The sequence below is a fragment of the Cellulomonas biazotea genome (assembly GCF_004306155.1).
Lineage (GTDB): Bacteria > Actinomycetota > Actinomycetes > Actinomycetales > Cellulomonadaceae > Cellulomonas > Cellulomonas biazotea.
Window position 1 is genome coordinate 1 of record NZ_BIMR01000320.1, and the last position, 5,754, is coordinate 5,754.

4 protein-coding genes and 1 pseudogene are annotated in these 5,754 nt (G+C 74.7%); 2 read left to right on the forward strand and 3 right to left on the reverse strand.

Features of this window, described 5'->3' with window-relative positions; translation table 11 throughout:
• Window positions 1–405 (reverse strand): annotated as a pseudogene (locus CBZ_RS17720) (molybdopterin molybdotransferase MoeA); the annotation flags it as partial.
• 100 nt (window positions 406–505) lie between these two features.
• Window positions 506–1,894, reverse strand: coding sequence for a UTP--glucose-1-phosphate uridylyltransferase (locus tag CBZ_RS17725; protein ID WP_130782800.1), 1,389 nt, complete (start codon window positions 1,892–1,894; stop codon window positions 506–508).
• Window positions 1,895–2,061: 167 nt separating this feature from the next.
• Here CBZ_RS17725 and CBZ_RS17730 point away from each other — a divergent pair, with 167 nt between their 5' ends.
• The gene (locus CBZ_RS17730) at window positions 2,062–2,709 is read left to right on the forward strand and encodes a 5-formyltetrahydrofolate cyclo-ligase (RefSeq protein WP_130782801.1); all 648 of its coding nucleotides are present in this window, start codon (window positions 2,062–2,064) and stop codon (window positions 2,707–2,709) included.
• Window positions 2,710–2,722: 13 nt separating this feature from the next.
• Here the strand turns inward: CBZ_RS17730 and CBZ_RS17735 are convergent, their stop codons facing one another.
• Entirely contained in the window at window positions 2,723–5,293 is a 2,571-nt protein-coding gene (locus CBZ_RS17735) for a penicillin acylase family protein (protein ID WP_130782802.1), read from the reverse strand.
• Window positions 5,294–5,532: 239 nt separating this feature from the next.
• On the opposite strand from CBZ_RS17735, the gene CBZ_RS17740 reads away from it, so the two are divergent.
• On the forward strand, window positions 5,533–5,754 hold a 222-nt coding region (locus CBZ_RS17740; RefSeq protein ID WP_281274902.1), incomplete at its 3' end, for an FmdB family zinc ribbon protein.

A 5,754-nucleotide genomic window follows, 5' to 3' on the forward strand; every position in this document is an offset into this window, starting at 1 on the left:
CACGTGCTGGCCTGCGACGGCGGGGCGCTGCATCGCGACCTGCGCGGCGCCCCGGTCGGTCTCCTCGAGCGGGACGACGGCGTCTGCGCCGAGCGGGAGCGCGGCCCCCGACGCGACGCGCACCGCCTGACCGGGGACGAGGCGCAGCGGGGCGTCGGCGCCGGGTCGTGCGTCGTGCGCGACGGGGAGCGCGCGGGACGCCGCGTACCCGGCGGCGACGGCCGTGTCGTGCGCGGCCACGGCGTACCCGTCGCGGGCCGCGAGGGCGCGGACGGGCAGGTCGCGCTGGGCGACGACGTCCTCCGCGAGGATGCAGCCGACCGCGTCGTGCAGCACGACGTCGAGCGGCGCGACCGGGCCGACCGCGGCGAGCACCGCGGCCAGGTGGTCCTGCACGGATCTCATGCGCGCATTCTGCCCTGCTGGGCCCCACCCGCGGCGCGACGACCCCGCTGCCGTGTCGACGCAGCCGGGACCGCGCGCGGCGGGCGCCCAGGGAAGGGCGTCAGGCGATCCCGTCCGGGCCGACGTGCGCGCCGTCGGGGACCTGCGCCGGCGCGCGCGGGTCGTCGAGCACGGCATCGCCCGTGACGACGACGCCGGTGCCGAACGTCCAGTCGCCGCGCACGCGCAGCGACGTCGCACCGGCGAGGGACGGCGTCGCGGGGACCCGGGCGTCGAACGCCGCGATGGTCTTGAAGTGGTCGTCGTCGAGGTCGACGAACGGGGCCTCGACCTGCGCGGCCAGGCGGTGGTCCGGCTCGAGCCGGTACACGTCGGAGCGCAGCACCAGCAGGTCGTTCGTCGTCTTGACGGGCAGGAACCGCGAGCGGTCCACCTCGAGCACGACCGACCCGTCGAAGACCTCGATCGCGGCACCCATGGCCGACTCGATCTGCACGACCTTGGTCGACGTCTTGTCGCTCGGGTCGACGGTCTTCTCGTTGCGGATGAGCGGCAGGTCGAGGACCCCACCCGTGCGGTCCAGCTCCGCGCGCAGCGCGCGCAGGTCGAGCCACAGGTTGTTCGTGTTGAAGTAGCGGTGCCGGTCGATGTCACCCGCGGCGTCGGCGTCCTGCGCCGGGGTCTGCGCGGACTCGCGCAGCACGATCCGGCCGTCGGACGTCCGGACGACCAGGTGCCCGCCCTTGCGGTCCGCGGGGGTCCGGCGCGCGACCTCGGCGGCGAACGGCGCGCCGGACTGCGCGAACCAGCCGGCGATCCGGGCGTCGGGCGACGCACCGAGGTTGTCGGAGTTCGACACCGTCGCGTACCGGAAGCCGGCGTCGAGCAGCGCGTCGAGGACGCCCGACGCGTGCAGCGCCGTGTACAGGTCGCCGTGGCCGGGCGGGCACCACTCGAGGTCGGGGTCGGCGGGCCACTCGACAGGCGTGAGGTCGTCGGCGCGGAGCTTCGGCTCGCGGTTCTGCACGAAGTCCAGCGGCAGGCCGTCGACCAGCAGGTCCGGGTAGCCGGCGAGCGCCGCGAGGGTGTCGTCGCGCGTCCGGAAGCTGTTCATGAGGACCAGCGGGAGCCGGGCGCCCGTGGCCTCCCGGGCCGCGAGGACCTGGCCGGCGATGACGTCGAGGAACGTCGCGTCGTCACGGACCCGCAGCAGCGACTTGGCGCGGTCCATGCCCATCGACGTGCCGAGCCCGCCGTTGAGCTTGACGACCGCCGTCACCGCGAGCGCCTCGCGCGCCGCCGCGTCGTCCACGTCGAGGTCGTCGAGGTGCGGGACGTCGGTGAGCGGCGTGACGCCGCTCTCGGGGATCACCCCCGTCTCCCCCGACTCCAGGAGTCCGTAGAAGCGGGTGAACACGTCGACGGCGGTGGGGTGCACACCGCCGTCGGTCATCTTGCGCTGGGCCTGTGCGAGTCCGTGGGCGCTCATCCCGCGATGCTAGGCGGCCCGGTGCGGGGGCGCAGTGGTCCGCGTCACGCCTTCTGTGACATTCGTCCGTTGTTCCAGGTGGCGCCATGTGCTGCCCGCGCAGGTCTCCGGATGTTCACGGACGGGAGCGGCCACGGGCGCCCGGGACGTGGGTCAGACTGGACCCCATGAGCAGCGCCGCCCAGCCGTACCCGCACGCCTCCGAGGGTGACGAGGTCGAGGAGGTGAAGGAGCGGCTGCGCCGGGCCGTGCGCGAGGCACGCACCGCGCGCTCCCCCCGACGGCGCGAGGCGGCGGCCACCGCGCTCGCCGACGTCGTGACGTCCATCCCCGCCGTCGCCGAGGCGCAGTGCGTCGCCGTCTACGCGGCGCGACCCTCCGAGCCGGGCACCGTCCCGCTGCTCGACGCGCTCGCGGCCCGCGGGGTGCGCCTGCTGCTGCCCGTGCTCGGGCAGGGACTGCAGCGCGACTGGGCCGAGTACGCGGGCGCCGAGGACCTGCGCGAGCGCGCGCCCGGTCGACCGCCCGAGCCGGGTGGCCCGACGCTCGGCGCGCAGGCCCTCGCGGACGCCGACGTCGTCCTCGCGCCCGCGCTCGCGGTCGACACCTCGGGTGCCCGGCTCGGCCAGGGCGGAGGCTGGTACGACCGGGCGCTGCAGCACGCACGGCCCGGCGCACCCGTCGTCGCGATCGTGTACCCCGAGGAGCTCTACGACGCGACGAGCCGTCCGCTCCCCCGGGAGCCGCACGACCGGCTGGTCGACGCGGTCGCGACGCCCGACGGCTGGCAGCCCGTGGGGCCCGCCGCCGGCTGACCGCGCGTCCCGGTCAGCCCTCCGGGACCAGCGTCAGGTGGTCCGTCGCGTCGGCCTCCGTCGCGGCGCGCGTGAACGGCCACGGGAACGTCTCCCCCGTCGCCCACGCCTCGAACTGGTCCGTGTAGTGCACGCTCGCCGGGTGGCCGGACGTCCCCGTGAGGTTGACCCACGTCGAGGAGTCCAGGTCGCCCAGGTCGACGACCATCCGCATCGACGGCGCCGCCGTGACCTCGTACGTCAGCGAGCTCGCGTCCCACGCCGTCGCGTCGACGATGGCCGAGCCGCCGCCCACGCTCAGCGGCGACGGGTTCACCAGCCGCCGCACGACGCCCGGCAGCGACTCCCCGCCCAGCACCGGGTGCTCCGGCGCGGCGACGTGCAGCATGCCCCAGCGCCAGTCCTCGACGTCCCGGCCGAGCTGCGTCGTGAGCTGGCGCCGCGCCGAGACCATCGCGCGCGTGAGGATCTCGTCGCGCCCCTCGACGACGGCCGGCGTCGACCGGTCGTCCCACCACGGCGACGACGGGTCGTCCACGAGCCGCCGGACCACCTCGAGCCAGCGCGAGTCACCCGTCGGCGACGCGTCGTCGGGCAGCTCGTCGTCGAACGCGAGCCGCAGGATCGTCTTCCACACCGCCGCGAAGTACGCCGCCGCCGCGGAGTCCGCCGACGAGACCCGGTCCCACGAGCGCAGCAGCTCCTGGCCGTCGTCGTCGAACGAGTCGCCGATCGTCAGCGACAGCAGCGTCGGGACCAGGACGTCGGCGTACGGGTTGTGCTGGTCGGACTGCAGCGTCGCCATGTCGTCGACGCCGATCGGCTCCCCGGTCGCCAGCAGCTCCTCAAGCTGCGTGCGGATCCGCTCCGCGCGGTAGCCGTAGTCCCAGTCCGTCGTGAGCATCGGGCCGACGCCCGAGGGCGTGACCGCCTGGTTCGCGGCGACGACGAACCCCTCCGCCGGGTCGAGCGCACGCGGCATCTGCTCCGGCTCGACGTACCCGCGCCAGTCGAACGCGCTGTCCCAGCCCGGACGCGGCCACGAGCCGTCCGACGGGACCGGCCCGCCCTGGACGTCCGCACGGAGCGGGATGCGGCCCGGCGCCTGGTAGCCGATGTGGCCGTCGGTCGTCGCGAACACGATGTTCTGCGCCGGCACCTCGAGCAGCGCCGCGACCGCGGCGACGTCGTCGGCGTCCTTCGCGGTCGCCATCGCGAGCAGCGCGTCGGCCGTGTGCCCCGGCTGCAGCGCCGTCCACGCGAGCGCGACCTCGAGCTGACGGCCGGGAGCCCCTTCCGGCACGGGAGCGTCCGCGACCGTGTCGACGTCGAGGACGTCCGAGACGATCGGGCCGTGCACGGTCTCCCGGACCGTGATCTCGACGCTCGACGCGCCGTTCACCGAGATCGTCTCGCGGCGCTCGCGGATCGGCGCCGTCCCGTCGTCACGCACCGAGACGTCGCCGTCGACCTTCTCCAGGAAGAAGTCCGTGACGTCCGCACCGAGGTTCGTCAGGCCCCACGCCAGGTCCGCGTTGTGGCCGATGACGACGCCCGGCATGCCCGCGTTCGCGAAGCCGGTCACGTCGAACGGGCACGCGTCCGAGACCTCGGCGCAGCGCAGGCCGACCTGCGCCCAGATCCCCGGCGCGGAGATGCCCAGGTGCGGGTCGTTCGCCAGCAGCGGCGCACCCGACTCGGTGTGCTCGCCCGCGACGACCCACGAGTTCGACCCGATGCCCTCGCCGTCGCCGACCAGGTGCGGCACCGCGTCGAGCGCCTGCTGCGCGGAGTCGAGCGCGCGCTGCAGGTCCGCGTCGGCCAGGTCCAGGTCGTGCGTCGCCGCGGTGGGCGTGACCTGCGTGCCGACCTGTGCCGCGCTGAGGATCGGCGTGTTGAGGTCCTGCGGGTAGTCCGGGAAGAGCTGCTCGACGCGCGCGACGTCCTGCACCGACGCGAACGTCCGCGCCCGGGCCAGCTCGCGGTCGTAGTTGCCGCGCAGGTCCCACGCGAGCGCCTTGAGCCACGCGAGCGAGTCGACCGGGTCCCACTCCCGGGGCGCCGGGGTGTGCAGCCGCAGCCCCAGCACCGCGTACTCGACGGCGATCTGCGACGGGTCGCGCGTCGCGAGGTACGCGTTGACGCCGTCCGCGTACGCCTGCAGCGCCTCACGCGTCGACTCGTCGACGATCTCCCACTCGCGCTCCGCGACCTTGCGCCACCCGAACGTCCGGATCACCTTGTCCGCCGCGAGGGCGTCCGCGTTCTCCCCGACGAGCTCCGAGAGCCGCCCGGCCGTCACGTGCCGGCGGTAGTCCATCTCGAAGAACCGGTCCTGCGCGGTCACGTAGCCCTGCGCCCGGAACAGGTCCTCGGGGGTCGTCGCGGTGATCGTCGGGACGCCGCGCGGGTCGCGGGACACCGTGACCTCCGCGTCCAGGCCCGGGATCGTCAGCTCGCCCGACACCTCGGGCAGCGGGCGCCGCACGACGACGACCGCGGCGACGACGGTCGCCACCAGGGCCAGGACGAGGACGACGGCGACGGTCGCGAACGCGACACGGACCAGGCGGAGACGGGACACGCTTGCGAGGGTACTGGGCCGGTCCCGGCGTGGCGGTGCAGGCCCGGGCGGGCGGACGGCCGCGTCGGGGTGTCGCCGTGGGTGCTGCCCTGGGTGCGGCCCGGGCGTGGCAGGGGCGCTCACGGCCGTGCGCGGAATGCCGGACTGGCGCGAGCCGTTAGCATTGGCACTCGGACCATGCGAGTGCCAGGCAGCCCGACCGTCCGCGGGCGCCGGCGGACCAGTCGTCAGGAGTATCCATGCCCACCTACGCCTACGCGTGCACGGCGTGCGGCCACGCCTTCGAGATCCAGCAGTCGTTCAGCGACGACTCGCTGACGGTCTGCCCGGAGTGCGAGGGGCGCCTGCGCAAGGTGTTCTCGGCCGTCGGCGTCGTGTTCAAGGGCTCGGGCTTCTACCGGAACGACGCGCGCTCGTCGTCGTCGGGGTCGAAGTCGTCGAGCTCGTCGACGACTTCGACC

Coding starts and splice junctions, on each gene's coding strand:
- CBZ_RS17725 (WP_130782800.1), bottom strand. CDS start 1,894: ATGAGCGCCCACGGACTCGCACAGGCCCAGCGCAAGATGACCGACGGC.
- CBZ_RS17730 (WP_130782801.1), top strand. CDS start 2,062: ATGAGCAGCGCCGCCCAGCCGTACCCGCACGCCTCCGAGGGTGACGAG.